This is a genomic window from Bacteroides sp. L008, assembly GCF_040812255.1.
GTDB lineage: Bacteria > Bacteroidota > Bacteroidia > Bacteroidales > Bacteroidaceae > Bacteroides > Bacteroides vicugnae.
Genome location: NZ_JBFNXO010000001.1, coordinates 840295 through 859162 on the forward strand (window position 1 = coordinate 840295; position 18868 = coordinate 859162).

At 42.5% G+C, this 18868-nt stretch carries 18 protein-coding genes; 16 read left to right on the top strand and 2 right to left on the bottom strand.

The features are described 5' to 3' along the window. Nucleotides 1-7 precede the first annotated feature (7 nt). Complete coding sequence (locus AB3G73_RS03475; RefSeq protein ID WP_195649747.1) at nt 8-754, bottom strand: TolC family protein; 747 nt, start codon at nt 752-754, stop codon at nt 8-10. Between the two features lie 137 nt (nt 755-891). Continuing rightward, nucleotides 892-2121: a BamA/TamA family outer membrane protein gene (locus AB3G73_RS03480; protein ID WP_167511893.1), complete on the bottom strand. Its 1230-nt coding sequence runs from the start codon at nt 2119-2121 to the stop codon at nt 892-894. A gap of 218 nt (nt 2122-2339) precedes the next feature. Here AB3G73_RS03480 and AB3G73_RS03485 point away from each other — a divergent pair, with 218 nt between their 5' ends. The 16 genes from AB3G73_RS03485 (at nt 2340) to AB3G73_RS03560 (ending at nt 18866) form a co-directional block, all read left to right on the top strand. After that, complete coding sequence (locus tag AB3G73_RS03485) at nt 2340-3740, top strand: C1 family peptidase (protein ID WP_234132242.1); 1401 nt, start codon at nt 2340-2342, stop codon at nt 3738-3740. 204 nt (nt 3741-3944) lie between these two features. Further along, on the top strand, nt 3945-5294 hold the full coding sequence (locus AB3G73_RS03490; protein WP_367742803.1) for a Na(+)-translocating NADH-quinone reductase subunit A: 1350 nt from the start codon (nt 3945-3947) through the stop codon (nt 5292-5294). Between the two features lie 121 nt (nt 5295-5415). Beyond that, entirely contained in the window at nt 5416-6588 is a 1173-nt protein-coding gene (locus AB3G73_RS03495) for an NADH:ubiquinone reductase (Na(+)-transporting) subunit B (protein ID WP_004306321.1), read from the top strand. Nucleotides 6589-6601: 13 nt separating this feature from the next. Continuing rightward, nucleotides 6602-7276 carry a Na(+)-translocating NADH-quinone reductase subunit C gene (locus AB3G73_RS03500; RefSeq protein ID WP_148367254.1) on the top strand — a complete coding sequence of 225 codons (675 nt, stop codon included), beginning with the start codon at nt 6602-6604 and terminating at the stop codon, nt 7274-7276. A gap of 21 nt (nt 7277-7297) precedes the next feature. Further along, complete coding sequence (locus AB3G73_RS03505) at nt 7298-7939, top strand: NADH:ubiquinone reductase (Na(+)-transporting) subunit D (RefSeq protein WP_148367252.1); 642 nt, start codon at nt 7298-7300, stop codon at nt 7937-7939. A gap of 30 nt (nt 7940-7969) precedes the next feature. Next, nucleotides 7970-8596: an NADH:ubiquinone reductase (Na(+)-transporting) subunit E gene (gene nqrE / locus AB3G73_RS03510; RefSeq protein WP_148367250.1), complete on the top strand. Its 627-nt coding sequence runs from the start codon at nt 7970-7972 to the stop codon at nt 8594-8596. Nucleotides 8597-8614: 18 nt separating this feature from the next. Continuing rightward, entirely contained in the window at nt 8615-9889 is a 1275-nt protein-coding gene (nqrF, locus tag AB3G73_RS03515) for an NADH:ubiquinone reductase (Na(+)-transporting) subunit F (RefSeq protein ID WP_148367248.1), read from the top strand. Nucleotides 9890-10136: 247 nt separating this feature from the next. After that, nucleotides 10137-10316 (top strand): hypothetical protein, encoded by a 180-nt coding sequence (locus AB3G73_RS03520; RefSeq protein ID WP_148367246.1) that lies wholly within the window; start codon nt 10137-10139, stop codon nt 10314-10316. A 4-nt stretch (nt 10317-10320) separates the two neighbouring features. Continuing rightward, nucleotides 10321-11649, top strand: a complete 1329-nt coding sequence (locus AB3G73_RS03525; RefSeq protein ID WP_195649742.1) for a DEAD/DEAH box helicase — start codon at nt 10321-10323, stop codon at nt 11647-11649. Between the two features lie 205 nt (nt 11650-11854). Continuing rightward, nucleotides 11855-12922, top strand: a complete 1068-nt coding sequence (serC, locus tag AB3G73_RS03530) for a 3-phosphoserine/phosphohydroxythreonine transaminase (protein WP_099145780.1) — start codon at nt 11855-11857, stop codon at nt 12920-12922. A gap of 98 nt (nt 12923-13020) precedes the next feature. After that, a complete protein-coding gene (locus AB3G73_RS03535; RefSeq protein WP_099145779.1) occupies nt 13021-13941 on the top strand; it encodes an NAD(P)-dependent oxidoreductase in 921 nt (306 codons plus the stop codon). A 162-nt stretch (nt 13942-14103) separates the two neighbouring features. Next, nucleotides 14104-15351, top strand: coding sequence for a DUF1015 domain-containing protein (locus AB3G73_RS03540; RefSeq protein WP_148367242.1), 1248 nt, complete (start codon nt 14104-14106; stop codon nt 15349-15351). Nucleotides 15352-15601: 250 nt separating this feature from the next. Continuing rightward, nucleotides 15602-16219: a YigZ family protein gene (locus AB3G73_RS03545; RefSeq protein WP_074636540.1), complete on the top strand. Its 618-nt coding sequence runs from the start codon at nt 15602-15604 to the stop codon at nt 16217-16219. A gap of 41 nt (nt 16220-16260) precedes the next feature. Next, on the top strand, nt 16261-17064 hold the full coding sequence (locus tag AB3G73_RS03550; RefSeq protein ID WP_229128642.1) for a C39 family peptidase: 804 nt from the start codon (nt 16261-16263) through the stop codon (nt 17062-17064). 79 nt (nt 17065-17143) lie between these two features. Next, entirely contained in the window at nt 17144-18229 is a 1086-nt protein-coding gene (locus tag AB3G73_RS03555; protein ID WP_148367240.1) for an HpaII family restriction endonuclease, read from the top strand. A gap of 67 nt (nt 18230-18296) precedes the next feature. Then, on the top strand, nt 18297-18866 hold the full coding sequence (locus AB3G73_RS03560; protein ID WP_074636536.1) for a nitroreductase: 570 nt from the start codon (nt 18297-18299) through the stop codon (nt 18864-18866). Nucleotides 18867-18868: the final 2 nt, after the last annotated feature.

An 18868-nucleotide genomic window follows, 5' to 3' on the forward strand; every position in this document is an offset into this window, starting at 1 on the left:
TATTCTTTTATTTTCGTATTAGAGGAGTACGCGAAATAACCTCGAGTATCATCAAGCTTTTGGTCAATTCAAACTTGCTATTCTCATATGCTTCACGTGCAGTTGACTGTCTTTCTTTATCTACGGCCAAATCGGAAGATTCTATGGTTCCGTTGGCAAAATTCTTTTCAGAAATTTCATATTGCACATTAGCAAGTACCAAACTTTCACTTCTCATTTTAAGTACTCTTATCTGTGAGGTAGCCATCGCATACATCTCAATAATATTCTTCTTGATTTCGTCGTACTTCACTTCCCGTTCCAATTCTGCACTGCGTAATGTAAGCCTTTGTCGGCTGACTCGCCCTTTGAGGTCGAATAGGTCATCTAAAGGGATGCTTAGCCCTGCACCTACCGTGTAACCATTCTGTGCCTGGGTGGAGTAGGTGAGGTATGGAGCGACTGCCACGTCCGTAAAAGTGGACTCATTGCCGAACATTCCATATTGATAGCTTCCCCGTAAACTGAAGAAACCTAGAAATGACCATTTCTCTTTTTGGAGTAGTTTGCGCTCGATTCTCGCTTTTACGTCCGCCATCTCATAAATAGGGCTGTTCTTGGCGTTTTCGAATAAAACGGATAGTGGGGGGAGAATTATTTTACTATAATCTTCTTCATTTAGTTGAGAATAGTCAGACACTTCTTGTGCAACTACACGGGTGGTAGAGATGAATAGAAGTAATAGCCCCGAAAAAAAACATATAAATTGCTTCATAAAAAAATCCTATTATTTGCTCTTGCTGTGTTATAGCTTGCGCAAATATAAGGATTAATTTCATTTATGTACAGTCTTTTATTATCTATTTTGCAATCTTGCGTGTAAATTGTGCACAGATCGTTGCTAAAATGGTATTAGAAGGCTTCTGTCATGTTGAAGTAGAACAGATTCTGCTTGTTCACCATGTCCCTTCCGAAGTCGAGACGTACATTCATACGGGGTTGAACTTCAATGCGTAATCCCAGTCCGAGGTTGGGAAGCACACCTTCTATCTTGCCCGGAGTGGGGCCCATGAATCCGCATCCTCCCCAGGCTACATATCCTATATGACTTAACATCTTTTTCACCCAAGTGCTTTTGTCCGTATTTATCATCTGGCGGTATTCGGCCATCATGACATGCGAGGACTTGTCGCGAAACTGTCCCATGTAGTAACCGCGAAGATCGAAGGGGGTTCCGCTAAGTACATATTTTGTTAGGGGCACATTTCCGAATGCGTTTTTGCTTTGCACTGTCCAGGCTATCACCTTGCGGCGGCCTACTGTTTTGTATTGACGATAGTCGATTTCCAAACGGTAAAAGTTATTATCGCTTCCGAATACTTTATTATACATCATTCCCCGGAAGTCGAGGTAGGTTCCGTTATATGCATTTGCGGGAATATCACGTGTGTCATACGTCAGCAGGAAACCGAGTCCGGAGCTGAAATTTTCGTATCCGCTTTCTGTACCTCCTGCCGCCATATACGAGGGTTCATTAACCATTCCGGCAGCCGGCCTGGTAATTTTATCATAGTTCAAATCGACTTGGGGACCTGCAAAAATGTTGCTTTCTCCCAGACGGAACAGGAACCAGGGGTTTACTTGGATGCCGCTGTAACGGTATTCGCTGGTATCTTCTCCACGTTCATAATCTTTATTAGTGGAATAGCCGATGCCATAAAAGTTCTCAATCGTATTTTTATAAGAAAAAGTTCCGAAGATACGGAAGCGGTCTCCTTTAAAAAAAAGTTGTGGTTTTGTCATTAAGTTCAGCCCACCTTTGAACATCAAGGCAATGGCCACTGGCACTACCGAACGTCGTTGGGTGGTATCACTCGGATTCATCCGGAACGTCATCAAGGCACTACCGCCTACCAATACACCGAAGTCCGGTGTGTAGCTGGGACCACCTAATATGTTATAGTGCAAATTTCGTTTTGCTACACGCTGGCGGCGCAACTCGCGCTTTGAAAGGGCAGGAATGGTATCTGACGGGATGTCTTCAATATCTACATCGCTCTTTACTGCCGTACTGTTAGCCGCGGCTGACATCATATTGATGGATGGAAGCATCATCAATATTCCTATTATATATTTCTTCATAATTTCTCTGTGAGGAATTTGACTGCAAAGAAAACTCTTTTATTCCAATTAGTTTTGATATTCTTAGATAATAAATCTAAAAAAGAATCGTATTTTTGCGGAATATGATGTTTTCCGATATGCTGATAAATAAAATCGCATGATTTAATCTCATACATTCAAACTGTATTTATTAGTGTATCATGATCCGTCAGCCTATTAATTAATTACTTATATCAATGAATAAACAGATTTTATCAATTTTTGTTTTCTGTGCTTTTTCTTATTCTACACAAGCGCAAGAAGTGAAAGGTGGCATCAGCGACTCCATGATGCAACAAATCAAGCAGAGTTACGCAAACACTCCTGCCGACAAGGCTATCCGCAACGCTATCGGCAGCAACGACATCCGTAAACTGGCTCTCAACCAGGATAACCTGAAGGGGATGGATACACATTTCTCCATCAAAGTGCCTTCCAAAGGTATTACCGATCAGAAATCTTCCGGTCGTTGCTGGCTTTTCACTGGTCTGAATGTGATGCGTGCCAAAGCGATTGCCAAGCATAACCTCGGCTCGTTCGAATTCTCGCAAACTTATCCTTTCTTCTTCGATCAGCTGGAGAAAGCTAATCTCTTTCTACAAGGTATTATCGACACCAGCAGTAAGCCGATGGACGATAAAATGGTGGAATGGCTCTTACGCAATCCTTTGAGTGACGGTGGAACATTCACCGGTGTAGCCGATATCGTCAGTAAATACGGGCTTGTTCCCAAAGATGTGATGCCGGAAACCAATAGCAGTGAAAATACCTCCCGCATGGCAGGTCTGATCGCCCTAAAACTTCGTGAGCAGGGGCTTCAACTCCGTGATCTCGCTGCGCAAGGTGCCAAACCTGCTGCCCTTGAGAAAACAAAAACAGAAATGTTGAGCACCATCTATCGCATGTTAGTGCTGAATCTCGGTGTTCCTCCCACTGAATTTACCTGGACTGAATACAACGCTAAAGGCGAGCCTGTATCTACCGAAACTTACACTCCGCTTTCTTTCCTGAAGAAGTATGGTGACGAAAAACTGATTGACAATTATGTCATGTTAATGAACGATCCGAGCCGTGAATATTATAAATGTTATGAGATAGACTACGACCGCCACCGTTACGACGGCAAAAACTGGACGTATGTCAATCTCCCCATCGAGGACATCAAAGAAATGGCTATTTCTTCTCTCAAGGATAGCACAATGATGTATTTTTCTTGCGATGTAGGTAAATTCCTAAACTCCGATCGTGGTTTACTGGATGTCAAAAACTACGATTACGAATCCCTTATGGGTACTTCTTTTGGCATGAACAAGAAGCAACGCATCCAAAGTTTCGCCAGTGGCTCCAGTCACGCCATGACTCTTATGGCCGTCGATCTTGACAAAAACGGAAAACCGACGAAATGGATGGTTGAAAATAGTTGGGGAGCAACCTCCGGTTATCAAGGACATCTCATCATGACGGATGACTGGTTTGATGAATATATGTTCCGTCTGGTAGTAGAAACGAAATACGCATCGAAAAAAGCTCTTGAGGTGTTGAAACAGAAACCTATTCGACTTCCTGCCTGGGACCCTATGTTTGCCGGAGAGGAATAACCACTTTGCATAGACCTGTATGCCGCGAGGTCTCCAATTTTTCTTTGGTTCTTTCTTTTGCTTCAAAGAGACAAAAGAAAGAACGTGCACGAACACGAAAGGAATTACGGATATTTTTCCGTAATTCCTTTCTTTTTTCCTCCCGAATCCCAATCTTATTTATTACTTTTGCGGCAAATTTATGAAACCATTATTTTATCTAGCATGGCAAATGTAATAAAGTTACGTAAAGGCCTTGACATAAACCTGAAAGGTAAAGCTGCTGAAACGTACGCAACAGTAAAAGAACCGGGGTTCTACGCACTCGTACCCGATGACTTTCCTGGAGTGACGCCTAAGGTAGTCGTGAAAGAGCAGGAGTATGTAATGGCTGGTGGACCCTTGTTTATCGACAAGTATCATCCTGAAGTGAAATTTGTTTCGCCGGTGAGCGGCGTGGTGACGAGTGTTGAACGTGGTGCTCGTCGTAAGGTGTTGAACATCGTAGTGGAAGCTGCTGCAGAGCAGGACTATGAAGATTTTGGAAAAAAGAATGTTGCTTTGATGGATGCTGAAGCTGTGAGAACCGCTTTGTTGGAAGCCGGACTTTTCGCGTTTATCAAACAGCGCCCTTATGACATCATTGCTGATCCGACGGTCACTCCGAAAGGAATCTTTGTATCCGCATTCGACACTAATCCGTTAGCTCCGGATTTTGAGTTTGCCCTCAAAGGTGAAGAAACAAACTTCCAGACAGGACTTGATGCTCTTGCCAAACTGGCAAAAACCTATCTGAATATCAGTGTGAAACAGAACGCTGCTGCACTGACACAGGCTAAGAATGTTACAATCACCGCTTTCGACGGACCGAACCCTGCGGGTAATGTAGGTGTTCAGATCAACCATCTCGACCCCGTATCCAAGGGAGAAACGGTATGGACTATTGATCCGCAAGCCGTAATCTTCATTGGCCGCCTTTTCAATACAGGTCGTGTAGATTTCACCCGTACAATAGCTGTGACAGGTTCCGAAGTGTTGAAACCTGCATACTGCAAACTCCGGGTAGGCGCATTGCTCACCAACGTGTTTGCCGGTAATGTAACAAAAGACAAAGACTTACGCTATATCAGCGGTAATGTGCTGACAGGAAAGCAAGTATCTCCGAACGGATTCTTGGGAGCATTCCACAGCCAACTGACTGTGATCCCCGAAGGTGACGACATTCACGAAATGCTCGGATGGATCATGCCGCGCTTCAACCAGTTCAGTGCCAACCATTCTTATTTCAGCTGGTTGATGGGTAAGAAGGAATATACGCTGGATGCCCGCATCAAAGGTGGCGAACGTCACATGATTATGTCGGGTGAATACGATAGGGTATTCCCGATGGATATCCTGCCCGAATATCTGATTAAAGCAATCATCGCCGGTGACATCGACCGTATGGAAGCACTTGGCATCTATGAAGTGGCTCCTGAAGATTTCGCTCTTTGCGAATTCGTCTGCTCTTCGAAGATGGAACTGCAACGCATCGTTCGTGCCGGACTTGATATGCTCCGTTCGGAAATGGCATAGGAGAATTAAGAATTAAAAATTAAAAATTAAAAAATGATAGTTGAGACTTTATGAAATTGTCTTCTGGTAAACACAGCGTAGCTATTTCTCAATTCTCAATTTTCAATTCTCAATTTAATAAATGAAAGCGTTAAGAAATTATCTCGATAAGATAAAGCCGAACTTTGAAGAGGGCGGCAAATTCCACGCATTCCAGTCGGTGTTTGACGGCTTCGAAACATTCCTGTTCGTGCCCAACAAGACTGCGAAAACGGGAACGCACATACATGACGCAATTGATAGCAAGCGCATCATGTCGATTGTGGTTATTTCGTTGGTACCGGCTTTGCTGTTCGGTATGTATAACGTAGGTTACCAGCATTTCACTCACACGGGTGCTACTGGCAGCTTTATCGAAATGTTTGCATACGGATTCCTGGCAGTACTGCCTAAAATTATCGTATCTTATGTAGTAGGTTTGGGTATTGAGTTCGTGGTGGCTCAATGGAAGAAAGAAGAAATACAGGAAGGATTCCTCGTTTCCGGTATCTTGATCCCGATGATCGTTCCGGTTGACTGTCCGCTGTGGATTCTTGCCGTAGCTACTGCATTCTCTGTTATCTTTGCAAAAGAAGTATTCGGTGGTACAGGTATGAACGTATTCAACGTTGCGTTGATTACGCGTGCATTCCTGTTTTTCGCATATCCGACTAAGATGTCCGGTGATGCCGTTTGGGTATCAGGCGACAGCATTTTCGGTCTGGGACAAAGCGTAGACGGACTTACCGTTGCCACTCCGCTGGGACAAGCTGCTACATCTGGTAGTGTTCCTGCATTCAACATGGATATGATTACAGGTCTGATTCCGGGTTCTATCGGTGAAACCAGCGTGATCGCTATTCTGATTGGTGCGGTTATCTTGCTTTGGACAGGCGTTGCTAGTTGGAAGACAATGATTTCCGTATTTGTCGGTGGTGCATTTATGGCATGGGTATTCAACTCAATCGGCATGGAAAACAACACAATGGCTCAAATGCCTTGGTACGAACACCTCGTTCTCGGTGGTTTCTGCTTCGGTGCCGTATTTATGGCTACTGACCCTGTGACTTCCGCTCGTACGGAAAGAGGTAAATATATCTTCGGATTCCTGATCGGTGTGATGGCTATCGTTATCCGCGTACTGAATCCGGGTTATCCGGAAGGTATGATGCTTGCCATCCTGCTGATGAACATCTTCGCTCCGCTGATCGACTACTGTGTAGTACAGGGTAACATCAGCCGTCGCGAAAAACGCGCTATCAAGTCTAACCAATAAATACCGAAAGAAAATGAATACGAATAGTAATAGTTATACTATCATTTATGCTTCGGTAATGGTTATTATCGTAGCATTCCTGCTGGCATTCGTTAGTTCTTCATTGAAATCTACACAAGATAAGAATGTGCAGTTGGACACTAAGAAACAGATACTCGCTGCATTGAACATTAAAAATGTGGAAGATGCGGATGCTGAATATAAGAAATATGTGAAAGGGGACATGCTGATGAACGTAGACGGTACGCTGACTGAAAATACAGGTGAATTTGCTACCAACTACGAGAAAGAAGCGAAAGAACAACAACGTCTGCACGTGTTTGTATGCGAAGTGGACGGTCAGACCAAATATGTGGTTCCTGTTTATGGTGCCGGTCTTTGGGGAGCTATCTGGGGATATGTTGCACTGAACGAGGATAAAGATACCGTTTACGGTACTTATTTCTCACACGCTAGTGAAACTCCGGGTTTGGGTGCTGAAATTGCAACCGAACATTTCCAGAATGAATTCGTTGGAAAGAAGACTTTGGAGGATGGCTCTATTGCTCTTGGAGTTGTGAAGAATGGCAAGGTGGAAAAACCTGAATATCAGGTGGACGGTATCTCTGGTGGTACAATCACTTCTGTAGGTGTAGATGCCATGCTGAAGACTTGCCTGAATAGTTACTTGAGTTTTTTAACTAAATAATAAGGAGGAGAAAGATAGAATATGGGACAACTGTTTTCAAAGAGAAATAAAGAAGTATTCTCTGCTCCGTTGGGAATTGATAACCCGGTAACCGTACAGGTGCTCGGTATCTGTTCTGCACTTGCTGTCACTGCAAAACTGGAGCCTGCTATTGTAATGGGACTTTCAGTAACAGTGATTACTGCATTTGCTAACGTCGTTATTTCATTGTTGCGCAAAACCATTCCTAACCGTATCCGTATTATCGTTCAGTTGGTAGTGGTAGCCGCTTTGGTAACTATTGTAAGTGAAGTTCTGAAAGCGTATGCTTATGATGTAAGTGTTCAGCTTTCTGTATATGTAGGTTTGATTATCACTAACTGTATCCTGATGGGGCGTCTGGAAGCATTTGCCATGCAGAATGGTCCTTGGGAGTCTTTCTTGGACGGTGTAGGTAATGGTTTGGGATATGCCAAAATTTTGATAATCGTCGCTTTCTTCCGCGAACTGCTTGGCTCGGGAACATTGCTCGGTTTCAATATCCTGAACTATGAGCCTATCCGGAATATCGGATACGTAAATAACGGTTTGATGTTGATGCCGCCGATGGCATTGATTATCGTAGCTTGCATTATATGGTATCAACGTGCACGTCACAAAGAACTGCAAGAAGAAAGTAATTAATTCTTCATTCTTAATTCTTAATTAAAAGATATGGAACATTTATTAAGTTTATTCGTCCGCTCTATCTTTGTGGACAATATGATATTCGCATTCTTTTTGGGTATGTGCTCATACCTGGCTGTTTCGAAGAATGTGAAGACTGCCGTAGGACTGGGTATTGCTGTGACTTTCGTGTTACTGGTAACGCTTCCGGTGAACTACTTGTTGCAAACCAAAGTGCTGGCTGCTAATGCTATCATTGAAGGTGTCGACCTTAGTTTCTTGAGCTTTATTCTTTTCATTGCCGTTATTGCCGGTATCGTGCAGTTGGTGGAGATGGTGGTAGAGCGCTTCAGTCCGTCGCTGTATGCTTCACTGGGTATCTTCCTGCCGTTGATTGCCGTTAACTGTGCTATCATGGGTGCTTCTCTGTTTATGCAGCAACGTATCAATCTCGCTCCAAGCGATCCGAAATACATTGGAGATATCTGGGATGCTCTCTCTTATGCATTGGGTTCCGGTATCGGTTGGTTACTGGCTATCGTAGGTCTGGCTGCTATCCGCGAGAAAATGGCTTACTCTGACGTACCTGCTCCGTTGAAAGGATTGGGGATCACATTTATCACAGTAGGTCTGATGGCAATCGCATTTATGTGTTTCTCTGGTTTGAACATCTAAAAAGAAAGGAATAAGACAATGGATATGAATTTAATATTAGCGAGCATTGGGGTATTCCTTGTGGTTATTCTGTTGCTTGTTGTAATCTTGTTGGTTGCCAAGAATTTCTTGGTGCCATCAGGAGACGTGAAACTGACAATCAACGGCGAAAAGGAATTGGAAGTGGCTTCCGGTTCTACTTTGCTCAATACGCTGTCTGTAAACGGAGTATTTCTGTCATCTGCTTGTGGTGGTAAGGGTTCTTGCGGACAGTGCAAATGCCAGGTACTCGAAGGTGGTGGAGAAATCCTGCCTTCTGAAGTTCCTCACTTCAGCCGTAAACAGCAACAAGATCACTGGCGTCTGGGCTGTCAGGTGAAAGTGAAAAGTGATATGGCTATCAAGATCGACGAATCTATCTTGGGTGTGAAGGAGTGGGAGTGCGAAGTAATCTCCAACAAGAACGTGGCTACGTTTATCAAAGAGTTTATCGTTGCTTTGCCTAAAGGCGAACACATGGACTTTATCCCGGGCTCTTACGCACAAATCAAGATTCCTAAATTCTCAATGGATTATGACAAGGACATTGATAAAAAATTGATCGGTGACGAATATCTGCCTGCATGGGAGAAATTCGGTTTGATGGGACTGAAATGTAAGAATGACGAAGAAACAATTCGTGCTTACTCTATGGCCAACTATCCTGCCGAAGGTGACCGTATCATGTTGACAGTACGTATCGCTACTCCGCCGTTCAAACCGAAAGAACAGGGTCCTGGATTTATGGACGTAATGCCGGGTATCGCTTCTTCTTATATTTTTACCCTGAAACCAGGTGATAAGGTAATAATGAGCGGTCCTTACGGAGACTTCCACCCGATTCTGGATTCTAACAAGGAAATGATGTGGATTGGTGGTGGTGCCGGTATGGCTCCGTTGCGTGCACAAATCATGCACTTGACCAAGACGCTGCACGTTACTGATCGTAAGATGTCATACTTCTACGGTGCTCGTGCATTGAATGAAGTGTTCTATCTGGAAGATTTCCTGCAGATCGAAAAGGATTTCCCGAACTTTACTTTCCATCTGGCACTCGACCGTCCGGATCCTGCTGCTGATGCTGCAGGCGTGAAGTATACTCCGGGATTCGTTCACAACGTAATCTACGAAACTTACCTGAAGAATCACGAAGCTCCTGAAGATATTGAATACTATATGTGTGGTCCTGGCCCGATGTCGAAAGCTGTTGAGAAGATGCTTGACGATCTTGGCGTTCCGGCACAGAACCTGATGTTCGATAACTTCGGAGGATAATTCGCGGAAGAGAACAATCGGTCGGTAAAATGACCGGAAAGAATATATAAAACAGAGCGGGAAATCTGAAAAGCAGTAGTGCTTCTTGGATTTCCCGCTTCTTTTTTAGGGTATTCCATGATGTCTTTCCGCTATGTTTTCTATCTATTTTATGTCTGTTTAAAAGATAGTTCTCCTTTTTTATCTGTACTTATCTATTATATTCGTATATTTGGCTACACAATAGAATTTTTAAACACAATAGGTTATGGAATATCATCGTATATCTTTCATCCACAATGATACAGAGTATTCATTTGTTAAAGCAATGAGTTCGAACTTAACGGGATATGCATTAGTAACAGCTTGTAGGACAGAAGTAACCATTTACATGAAAGAGAACAACCTGAAAGGTTATTATATATTGACCGGCATGGCTAAAGTTTAATTGTATGAAAAATGAAATTATACAGTCGGCTCTCCGCAATTTGAAGATTAAAGAGCTGAATCCGATGCAGGAAGCATCACTTGAACAAGCTACCGGAAGAAAAGACGTTATACTGTTGTCACCGACAGGATCGGGCAAGACATTGGCCTATCTGTTGCCTTTGCTTCTTACCCTAAAACCGAATGATGACAGCGTGCAGGTGCTGATTCTGGTTCCTTCACGTGAGTTGGCATTACAAATTGACTCTGTGTTCAAAGCAATGGGGACTCCCTGGAAAACCTGTTGTTGTTATGGTGGACATCCTATCGCTGAAGAAAAGAAGAGTATAGTGGGTAATCATCCTGCTATCATCATCGGTACTCCGGGACGTATCACCGACCATCTGTCGAAAGGAAATTTCAATCCTGAAACCATTGAGACTTTAATTATCGATGAATTTGACAAATCTTTGGAGTTTGGTTTCCATGATGAAATGGCAGAGATTATCACGCAGCTTCCGGGATTAAAAAAACGTATATTACTTTCGGCTACCGATGCTGAAGAGATTCCTGAATTTACAGGATTGAACCGCACGGTGAAGTTGGATTTTCTTTCGGACGCTTCTGAAGAACAGGGGGCCCGTTTGAAACTGATGAAGGTACTTTCTCCTTCCAAAGATAAGATTGATACTTTATATAATCTGCTTTGTACATTGGGAAGCAGTTCGAGCATCGTATTCTGTAATCATCGGGATGCAGTGGATCGTGTGCATCAGTTATTGGCGGATAAAAAACTGTCTGCAGAACGTTTTCATGGTGGTATGGAACAGCCGGACCGCGAACGTGCGCTCTACAAATTCCGTAACGGCAGTTGTCATGTGTTGATTTCTACCGATTTGGCTGCCCGTGGACTGGATATTCCGGAGGTAGGACATATTGTTCATTATCATTTGCCGGTGAATGAAGAAGCTTTTACGCACCGCAATGGACGAACAGCACGTTGGGATGCTACCGGAACGTCCTATCTGATTTTGCATGCCGAAGAGAAACTTCCTCCTTATATTCCGGAAGATATGGAAACAGTAGTGTTACCTGAAAATCCTCCCCGTCCTCCGAAATCGGTTTGGGCTACCATTTATATAGGTAAAGGAAAAAAGGAGAAACTTAGCCGGATGGATATTGCCGGATTCTTATATAAAAAAGGAAATCTGACCCGCGAAGATGTCGGAGCGATTGACGTCAAAGAGCATTATGCTTTCGTTGCTATTCGCCGGGCTAAGGTGAAGCAGCTCTTGAATCTGATTCAGGGGGAGAAAATCAAAGGAATGAAGACTATTATAGAAGAAGCGAAGTAAAGATCTTTTCTGTAAGATACCTTACTTGACATCTATGGATAACAAAATGGTGTATATATCCTGTATAAACCAATAAAAAGAAAGGGAAATCTGCTTTAAAACAGTATTTTTATAAGGAAAGATTTGTGCAGCGGAAATAAATTCGTAAATTCGCAAGGTCAAAAGACAAAAGTAACGAAATTGTTAAACCAAAAACAAACTTCAAATGAAAAAGCATAATTTCAATGCAGGACCTTCCATTCTTCCGCGTGAGGTGATAGAGGATACAGCGAAGGCTATTTTAGATTTCAACGGCTCTGGTCTCTCTTTGATGGAAATCAGCCACCGCGCCAAAGACTTCCAACCTGTGGTTGACGAAGCAGAGGCATTATTCAAGGAATTACTCAATATCCCCGAAGGCTATTCGGTACTGTTCTTGGGCGGAGGTGCTAGTATGGAGTTCTGCATGGTTCCTTATAACTTCCTCGAAAAAAAGGCTGCTTACCTGAACACTGGTGTATGGGCAAAGAAAGCAATGAAAGAAGCTAAAGGGTTTGGTGAAGTTGTAGAAGTTGCTTCCTCTGCTGAAGCTACATATACTTATATCCCCAAAGATTATACAATCCCAACAGACGCAGATTATTTCCACATCACGACTAACAACACAATTTACGGTACAGAATTGAAGAAAGACCTCGATTCTCCAGTTCCGATGATTGCCGATATGTCTTCTGATATTTTCTCACGTCCGATCGACGTTTCTAAATATATCTGTATTTATGGTGGTGCACAAAAGAATCTGGCTCCTGCAGGTGTTACATTCGTTATCGTTAAGAATGACGCTGTAGGTAAGGTTTCCCGTTACATCCCGTCAATGCTGAACTATCAGACACACATTGATAACGGTTCTATGTTCAATACTCCTCCGGTAGTGCCTATCTATGCTGCATTGTTGAACCTGCGCTGGATCAAAGCACAGGGTGGTGTGAAAGAAATGGAACGTCGTGCCATCGAAAAGGCTGATATGCTGTATGCTGAAATCGATCGTAACAAAATGTTTGTTGGTACTGCTGCCAAAGAAGACCGTTCACGCATGAATATCTGTTTCGTAATGGCTCCTGAATACAAGGAATTTGAAGCGGACTTCTTAAAGTTTGCTACTGAAAGAGGCATGGTAGGTATCAAAGGACACCGTTCTGTAGGTGGTTTCCGTGCATCTTGCTACAATGCTCTGCCGAAAGAAAGCGTACAGGCTTTGATCGACTGCATGCAGGAATTTGAAAAACTTCATTAATAATATTTTCACCACAGATTACACAGACGGACGCAGATTTTTTAATTCTGTGAGAATCTGGGTAATCTGTGGTGAGTCTTTATAAACAGAATTAGATTATGAAAGTACTTGTAGCTACTGAAAAACCGTTTGCTAAAGTTGCAGTAGATGGTATCCGTAAAGAAATAGAAGCAGCCGGATTTGAGCTTGCTTTACTTGAGAAATATACTGATAAGGCTCAATTGCTGGATGCAGTAAAAGATGCTAATGCTATCATTATCCGTAGCGATATTGTTGATGCAGAGGTGCTGGATGCTGCTAAAGAATTGAAAATCGTAGTCCGTGCCGGTGCAGGATATGACAACGTTGACCTGGCTGCTGCCACTGCTCACAATGTATGTGTGATGAATACTCCGGGACAGAACTCTAATGCTGTTGCCGAACTTGCTTTGGGTATGATGGTATATGCTGTCCGTAACTTCTATAACGGAACTTCCGGTACGGAATTGATGGGCAAGAAATTGGGTATTCATGCTTATGGAAACGTAGGTCGCAATGTAGCTCGTGTTGCCAAAGGTTTCGGAATGGAAGTGTATGCTTATGATGCATTCTGTCCGAAAGAAGTAATCGAAAAAGATGGTGTGAAAGCACTTGATTCTGCAGAAGAATTGTATAAGACTTGCCAGGTGGTATCTCTTCATATTCCGGCAACTGCCGAAACAAAGAACTCTATCAATTATGCTCTGTTGAAAGATATGCCGAAAGGTGCTATGTTGGTAAACACTGCCCGTAAGGAAGTGATTAATGAAGCAGAACTGATTAAATTGATGGAAGATCGTGCAGACTTCAAATATATCACAGATATCATGCCTGCTGCTAACGCAGAGTTTGCAGAAAAGTTTGCCGGACGTTATTTCTCAACTCCCAAGAAGATGGGGGCTCAAACTGCTGAAGCAAATATCAATGCCGGTATTGCTGCCGCTCAACAAATTGTTGGCTTCTTGAAAGATGGTTGCGAGAAATTTAGAGTAAACAAATAAGATTCTGAATAAGTCAGCCGGATTTTTTAGGATAACTATGGTAGTATCTGAATAAAAACAATCCGTTGCAGAATGTCTTTTTTAGAAATAAGTAGTATATTTGAGCCACAGATTTTCAAGAAGTCTGTGGCTTTAATTTTTTACATATAAAATACTAATATCATGGCAATAATCAAACCTTTCAAGGGCATTCGTCCTCCGCAAGACCTTGTAGAACAGGTCGCTTCACGTCCTTATGATGTATTGAATTCTGAAGAAGCCCGCGCAGAAGCGGAAGGTAACGAGAAGTCTCTTTATCATATTATTAAACCGGAAATAGATTTCCCTGTTGGTACGGATGAACATGACGAACAGGTGTATGCTAAAGCTGCCGAGAATTTCCAACTGTTTCAGGACAAAGGCTGGTTGGTGCAGGATAAGATGGAAAACTATTATATCTATGCCCAGACGATGAACGGGAAAACACAATATGGGTTGGTAGTCGGTGCTTATGTCCCGGATTATATGAACGGGGTTATCAAGAAGCATGAGCTTACCCGTCGTGACAAGGAAGAGGATCGTATGAAACATGTACGTGTGAACAACGCTAATATTGAACCTGTTTTCTTTGCTTATCCTGACAATGAGAAGTTGGATGTTATAATAAAGAAATATACAGCAAATAAGCCGGTTTATGACTTTATCGCTCCGGGTGATGGTTTTGGACATACTTTCTGGATTGTCGACCAGGAGGCAGATATTGCTGCAATTACTGCCGAATTTGCTAAAATGCCTGCCCTTTATATTGCTGACGGGCATCACCGTTCTGCCGCTGCTGCATTGGTGGGAGCAGAGAAAGCAAAACTGAATCCAAATCATCGCGGTGATGAAGAATATAATTACTTTATGGCTGTTTGCTTCCCGGCAAATCAGTTGACCATTATTGATTACAACCGTGTGGTGAAAGATCTTAATGGTTTGACTCCTGAACAATTCTTGGCTGCACTTGATAAAAACTTTGTAGTAGAAGAAAAAGGCGCGGACATCTATAAACCGTCCGGCTTGCATAATTTTTCACTCTATTTGGGTGGTAAATGGTATAGCTTGACCGCTAAGGCCGGTACGTATAATGATAACGACCCTATTGGGGTGCTTGATGTTACAATCTCTTCCAACCTGATTTTGGATGAAATTTTAGGCATAAAGGATCTGCGTTCTGATAAACGTATTGATTTTGTAGGTGGTATCCGTGGATTGGGAGAGCTCAAGAAGCGTGTGGATAGTGGTGAAATGAAAGTGGCTTTGGCTCTCTATCCTGTATCTATGAAACAGTTGATGGATATTGCAGATACAGGCAATATTATGCCGCCGAAGACTACTTGGTTTGAACCGAAACTCCGTTCAGGGCTGGTGATTCATAAGTTAGATTAAGAAATATCTGTTATGCGAAAATCATTGTTGACGGGAATTATATCAATAGATGTGACGCTTGATTGATGTAGAAAAAATAGTGACGGGATATGCCCGGGATAGTGACGGTATCGTTGTGGTATACCGTCACTATTTTTATTGGATAGCGTCACTATTTTCAATCCCTCCAACTACCTGTCATTGATAAGTGGAACATTAATATTTCCAAACGATAGATTGACTTTTCTTATTAAAGCCGTATCTTTGCAACATGACTGCTGAAGATACTTATAAAACCATCATTGAGCCTTCCGAAGGTATTTATACGGAAAAACGAAGCAAGTTCATTGCTATAGCCCTTCCTGTGCGTACTCTCGATGAGATAAAGATGCATCTTGAAACGTATCAGAAAAAGTATTATGATGCACGGCATGTATGCTATGCTTATATGTTGGGAGCTGCACGAAAGGATTTCCGTGCCAATGATAATGGAGAACCTTCCGGAACAGCGGGTAAACCCATTCTCGGACAGATAAACTCGAATGAACTGACGGATATACTGATTATAGTAGTCCGTTATTTTGGAGGAATCAAATTGGGAACGAGCGGATTGATCGTTGCTTACAAGGCTGCTGCTGCTGAAGCTATTGCTGCCGCTACCATTATAGAAAAGACGGTAGATGAGGAGGTGACGGTAATGTTTGAATATCCTTTTATGAACGATGTTATGCGCATTGTGAAAGAAGAAGAACCGGAGATTCTTAATCAGTCGTATGATATGGATTGTAGCATGACATTGCGGATTCGTCGTTCGATGATGTCTAAGTTGCGTGCACGTTTGGAGAAGGTGGAGACAGCGCGGATCCTTGATGATGAGAATATGTTGTAGGTAAAGTATTAGAGTGGTAATAAAGATAGAGAGTGGATCGCATGATAAATAAATGTCACATATTTTTTAGTCTGTTTTTAAGTTCCTTTGTATGGATAAGCGTTCAGGCGCAAGCACAAGTACAGGAGGCTCAAAAACTGGCTCCTAATAATATTCCTGTTCCGTGGTATTCGCAGAAAATCGCGGGATGTCCTTACTCGCATTGCTCTCTGGCTTCTTCGTTAATGGTCTTTGATTATTTTAAGGGAATGACGGCTGATACACAACGTACAGCCCAGGATGCAGAAAAGAAACTAATTGAATATCAGCGGAATTACTTTCTGAAAAAACGTGCTCCTTTCCGTCGCCGTACTTCGATAGGGCAGGGAGGATATTATTCTTTTGAAATTGATTCGTTGACACGTTATTATGAAAACATGATAAGTGCCGAACATTTCCAGCAGAAAGATTACCGGATATTGAAAGATTATATTGATCGTGGCATTCCTGTGCTTGTGAATGTGAGATATACAGGCGCAGTTCGTGGTTTGCGTCCCGGTCCGAGAGGGCATTGGATGGTACTTCGCGGCATTGATGATAAACATGTGTGGGTGAATGATCCCGGACGTTCGCCGGAGATGCGGACTAAAGGAGAAAACATCTGTTATCCTATTAAGAAACAGCCGGGTAACCCTTCCTATTTTGATGGTTGTTGGACGGGACGATTTATCATAGTCACTCCTAGAGAATGGATACGAAATTCCCTGTTTGCACAAGTAGGCAAGCTCCCTCCATTGGAGGAGGTGACTCATATAGTTCCTCCGGTTGTGTCGTCTGTAGCCTTACCGCAGGTTATCAATCAGTAGAAGCAACTCATAGTTAGGAAAATTCAGTAGTAGGATTAAGATAAAACATTTGTAGTAAAATAAAGAAGAACAAAAATATATGGCATTTGAAGCAACCAAAAAAGAATGGTGCGAACTCTATTCTTTCTTTCGTCTCTTAGCAGACGGAAAAGTAGTGTTAGGCACGGCAGAAGCAAAGGCGGGAGATACATTTTGGCCTGTTGCAATGATTCAACGGGAAGAACATGATGGAACACGTCAATATTATATTGAAAAAGATACGATTCGTATAGAAGGAGAGAATGGGAGTAAGTCCATGCCTCGTGAAGATTTTGGTATTGTAGCTGATCTGATATTGCAGGCTGTGAAATCTTCTTCGGAAAATGATGTTGCTTCTCCGGAAGGAGTAGAAGAGTTTTTAGACGAAGCTGCCATTTTCGATTTGGAAGCAAAAACAGAAGATCGTACAGATTTTTCCGTTGCATTTTGGCATCCGAAAGCTCCGTTAAGAGGGTTCAATGTCCGCTCACGATTGGGCGCAATGAATCCGTTGCTGGACGGAGGACGTGCAGCGAATCTTAAATTGGAACAGAGCGGAATCAAATTTGCTACTCCAACAGTGAATAAAATCAATGCTTTGCCTGAATCTCCGAATGAGGTTGCCGAACGGATGATGATGATCGAACGTTTGGGTGGCGTACTTAAATACGCTGATGTAGCCGACCGTGTGTTCCGCAGTAATCTGTTGATGATTGATCTGCATTTTCCACGTGTACTGACAGAAATGGTTCGTATCATGCATTTGGATGGCATCTCCCGTATTGGTGAGTTGACAGAAATTATCAAACAAATGAATCCGTTGAAGATTAAAGATGAACTAATCAATAAGCATAAGTTCTATGAATTCAAGATGAAGCAGTTCTTGATGGCATTAGCATTGGGAATGCGTCCTGCAAAGATTTACAATGGATTGGATTCGGCTGTGGAAGGTATTCTGTTGGTGGATGGAAGTGGAGAAGTGCTCTGTTATCATAAATCGGAAAAGCAAATAATGGAGGATTTCTTGTTTCTAAATACTCGTTTAGAAAAAGGATCTTTAGAGAAAGACAAATACGGATTTTTGGAGAGGGAGAATGGAGTCTATTATTTCAAACTGAATGCAAAGATTGGGCTGGTCAAACGGTAGAAAAGTACGAAGCATTGATGAGTCAAACTAATAATGATGACATACTTATATAAAATACTTGTTATCCATGAAAACAAATGAAGTTTTAGAGAACATGAAAGCACGCCGTAGCGTACGGGCTTATACAGGCCAGCAAGTTTCAGAAGAGGATTTGCAGGCTATTTTGGAAGCTGCAACTTATGCACCGAGTGGAATGCATTTGGAAACATGGCATTTTACAGCTATTCAAAATATGGATAAGTTGACAGAACTGAATGAACGGATTAAAGGAGCTTTTGCAAAAAGCGACGATTCTCGTTTGCAGGAACGTGGACATAGCAAGACTTATTGTTGCTATTATCATGCTCCGACTTTAGTGATTGTATCTAATGAGCCTACTCAATGGTGGGCTGGTATGGATTGTGCCTGTGCTATAGAAAATATGTTTCTGGCTGCCCAGTCTTTAGGTATCGGCTCTTGTTGGATCAATCAGTTGGGAACAACATGTGACGATCCGGAGGTTCGTGAATTTATTACTGCTTTAGGTGTTCCTGCCAATCATAAAGTCTACGGTTGTGTAGCTCTGGGATATGCCGATCCTAAGATTCCGATGAAAGAGAAAAAGATAAAAGCCGGTGCGATAACCATCGTGGAATAGAA

Excerpts from the sequence above, each read along its gene's own strand:
- AB3G73_RS03500 (WP_148367254.1), top strand. The coding sequence starts at position 6,602 with ATGAATACGAATAGTAATAGTTATACTATCATTTATGCTTCGGTAATG.
- nqrE (WP_148367250.1), top strand. The coding sequence starts at position 7,970 with ATGGAACATTTATTAAGTTTATTCGTCCGCTCTATCTTTGTGGACAAT.
- nqrF (WP_148367248.1), top strand. The coding sequence starts at position 8,615 with ATGGATATGAATTTAATATTAGCGAGCATTGGGGTATTCCTTGTGGTT.
- AB3G73_RS03475 (WP_195649747.1), bottom strand. The coding sequence starts at position 754 with ATGAAGCAATTTATATGTTTTTTTTCGGGGCTATTACTTCTATTCATC.
- AB3G73_RS03535 (WP_099145779.1), top strand. The coding sequence starts at position 13,021 with ATGAAAGTACTTGTAGCTACTGAAAAACCGTTTGCTAAAGTTGCAGTA.
- AB3G73_RS03495 (WP_004306321.1), top strand. The coding sequence starts at position 5,416 with ATGAAAGCGTTAAGAAATTATCTCGATAAGATAAAGCCGAACTTTGAA.
- AB3G73_RS03560 (WP_074636536.1), top strand. The coding sequence starts at position 18,297 with ATGAAAACAAATGAAGTTTTAGAGAACATGAAAGCACGCCGTAGCGTA.
- AB3G73_RS03540 (WP_148367242.1), top strand. The coding sequence starts at position 14,104 with ATGGCAATAATCAAACCTTTCAAGGGCATTCGTCCTCCGCAAGACCTT.
- AB3G73_RS03525 (WP_195649742.1), top strand. The coding sequence starts at position 10,321 with ATGAAAAATGAAATTATACAGTCGGCTCTCCGCAATTTGAAGATTAAA.
- AB3G73_RS03490 (WP_367742803.1), top strand. The coding sequence starts at position 3,945 with ATGGCAAATGTAATAAAGTTACGTAAAGGCCTTGACATAAACCTGAAA.
- AB3G73_RS03550 (WP_229128642.1), top strand. The coding sequence starts at position 16,261 with ATGATAAATAAATGTCACATATTTTTTAGTCTGTTTTTAAGTTCCTTT.
- AB3G73_RS03545 (WP_074636540.1), top strand. The coding sequence starts at position 15,602 with ATGACTGCTGAAGATACTTATAAAACCATCATTGAGCCTTCCGAAGGT.
- AB3G73_RS03505 (WP_148367252.1), top strand. The coding sequence starts at position 7,298 with ATGGGACAACTGTTTTCAAAGAGAAATAAAGAAGTATTCTCTGCTCCG.
- AB3G73_RS03480 (WP_167511893.1), bottom strand. The coding sequence starts at position 2,121 with ATGAAGAAATATATAATAGGAATATTGATGATGCTTCCATCCATCAAT.
- AB3G73_RS03520 (WP_148367246.1), top strand. The coding sequence starts at position 10,137 with ATGGAATATCATCGTATATCTTTCATCCACAATGATACAGAGTATTCA.
- serC (WP_099145780.1), top strand. The coding sequence starts at position 11,855 with ATGAAAAAGCATAATTTCAATGCAGGACCTTCCATTCTTCCGCGTGAG.
- AB3G73_RS03485 (WP_234132242.1), top strand. The coding sequence starts at position 2,340 with ATGAATAAACAGATTTTATCAATTTTTGTTTTCTGTGCTTTTTCTTAT.
- AB3G73_RS03555 (WP_148367240.1), top strand. The coding sequence starts at position 17,144 with ATGGCATTTGAAGCAACCAAAAAAGAATGGTGCGAACTCTATTCTTTC.